Origin of the sequence: Mycobacterium sp. NAZ190054 (assembly GCF_001545925.1) — a bacterium.
Taxonomy (GTDB): domain Bacteria; phylum Actinomycetota; class Actinomycetes; order Mycobacteriales; family Mycobacteriaceae; genus Mycobacterium.
The window spans coordinates 1-2,466 of sequence record NZ_LMVQ01000389.1; the positions used below are offsets into that span (position 1 = coordinate 1).

The window sequence follows — 2,466 nt, forward strand, 5'->3', positions numbered from 1 at the left end:
CAGTGCGATCATGCCGTCGAAGCGCGCCGTCAACCCTTGGGGCCGAACATGTTCGGCGAGGAACGCGACGAGCTGCTCCGGGGTCAATGACGAGTACTCCCGCACCCCCACCTCGTTCGCGCGCACCCGGCGCTCCGCCGCCCGGCGAGGAGGAGGTCCCGCTGGCGACCCGCATCCAGGACGAGAAGCGGCTGCGGCAGAGCACGGAGCAGGCCATCCAGATCCTGGCCCTGCAGTTCCAGGCCACCCGTTGCGGACAGGACGATGTGCTGGCCGGCAACGACGACCCGAACCTGCCGCTGGTGACCTGCTCGCAGGACGGCACCGAGGTCTACCTGCTGGACAAGTCGATCATCAACGGCGAGCAGATCGCCAACGCGACGTCCGGGCTGAACCAGCAGGCCGGCGAGTTCGTCGTCGACGTGGAGTTCAAGGACGACGCCGCCAAGGTGTGGGCGGACTTCACCGCCGCCAACATCGGGACACAGACCGCGTTCGTGCTCGACTCGCAGGTGGTCAGCGCCCCGGTCATCCAGGAGGCCATTCCGGGCGGCCGCACCCAGATCACCGGCCAGTTCACCCAGGACACCGCCCGTGAACTCGCCAACGTGCTCAAGTACGGCTCGCTCCCGCTGTCCTTCGAGTCCTCGGAGGCCGAGACGGTCTCGGCGACCCTCGGCCTGACCTCGTTGCGGGCCGGTCTCATCGCCGGCGCGGTGGGGCTCGCGGCGGTGCTGCTGTACTCGCTGCTCTACTACCGGGCGCTCGGCCTGCTGATCACGCTGTCGTTGACCGCGTCGGGCGCGATGGTGTTCGCGATCCTGGTGCTGCTCGGCAGATGGATCAACTACACCCTCGACCTGGCCGGTATCGCCGGTCTGATCATCGGTATCGGTATGACGGCCGACTCGTTCGTGGTGTTCTTCGAACGCATCAAGGACGAGATCCGGGAAGGCCGCTCGTTCCGGTCGGCGGTGCCGCGAGGCTGGGCCAGGGCGCGCAAGACGATCGTCTCCGGTAACGCCGTGACGTTGCTGGCCGCCGCGGTGCTGTACTTCCTGGCCGTCGGCCAGGTGAAGGGATTCGCTTTCACGCTGGGGCTCACCACGATCCTGGACGTCGTCATCGTGTTCCTGGTGACCTGGCCGCTGGTGTACATGGCGTCCAAGTCCTCGCTGTGGGCCAAGCCGTCGCTCAACGGCTTGGGCGCCGTCCAGCAGATCGCACGCGAACGCCGAGCGGCCGCGAACGCCGCAGGACGGGGATAGACGATGGCGACACGACACCGCACAGACACCGACGAATCCGGCGCGGTCGAGGCCGCGGATCTGGAGTCCGCCGCGGCCGGGGCGCCCAAGCACGGCTTCTTCGTCCGGCTGTACACCGGCACCGGCGCGTTCGAGGTCATCGGCAGGCGCAAGCTCTGGTACACGGTCAGCGGCCTGATCGTCCTCGTCGCGGTCGGCGCGATCCTGTTGCGCGGGTTCACGTTCGGTATCGACTTCGAGGGCGGCACCAAGGTGTCGTTCCCCCGTAGCGACGAGGCGGCGACCGCCTCGCAGGTGGAGACCGTCTTCACCGACACCATCGGCACGCCGCCGGAATCGGTCGTGATCGTCGGCGCCGGCGATTCGGCGACGTTCCAGATCCGGTCGGAGACACTGGACAACGACGAGATCGTGGAGCTGCGCACCGCGCTGTTCGACGCCTTCCAGCCGCACGGGCCGGACGGTCAGCCCAGCGAACTGGCCGTCAGCGACTCGGCGGTGTCGGAGACCTGGGGCGGCCAGATCACCCAGAAGGCGCTGATCGCGCTGGTGGTCTTCCTCGTGCTGGCGGCCATCTACATCACGGTGCGCTACGAGCGGTACATGGCCATCGCGGCGTTGGCGACGCTGGTGTTCGACCTCGTGGTGACCGCCGGTGTGTACGCGCTCGTCGGGTTCGAGGTCACTCCCGCGACGGTGATCGGCCTGCTGACGATCCTCGGCTTCTCGCTGTACGACACGGTGATCGTGTTCGACAAGGTGGAGGAGAACACCGAGGGCTTCGAGCACACCACCCGCCGGACCTTCGCCGAGCGCGCCAACCTGGCGGTCAACCAGACGTTCATGCGCTCGATCAACACCAGTTTGATCTCGGTGCTGCCGATCGTCGCGCTGATGGTGATCGCGGTCTGGCTGCTCGGCGTCGGCACCCTCATGGACCTGGCGCTGGTACAGCTGGTCGGCGTGATCGTGGGCACCTACTCGTCGATCTACTTCGCCACCCCGCTGCTGGTGAGCCTGCGGGAACGCACCGACCTGGTCAGAAAGCACACGCGCCGGGTGCTCAACCGCCGCCATCGAACTACAGGACGCCGGCCCCTTGCTATGCGCAGGCGTCACCGTCTTTGCGCCGTTCATCCGGTACGACATCAAACCCACCGACCACGTCGCGATCGTCGGGATCGGCGGACTCGGGCAT

The 2,466-nt window shown here is 67.3% G+C and carries 2 protein-coding genes; both read left to right on the top strand.

Annotated elements, in window-relative coordinates; genetic code table 11:
• On the top strand, positions 1-1,268 hold a 1,268-nt coding region (gene secD / locus ASJ79_RS22390; protein WP_369803741.1), incomplete at its 5' end, for a protein translocase subunit SecD.
• 3 nt (positions 1,269-1,271) lie between these two features.
• A partial coding sequence (gene secF, locus ASJ79_RS22395; protein ID WP_231750979.1) for a protein translocase subunit SecF occupies positions 1,272-2,466 on the top strand: 1,195 nt, incomplete at its 3' end.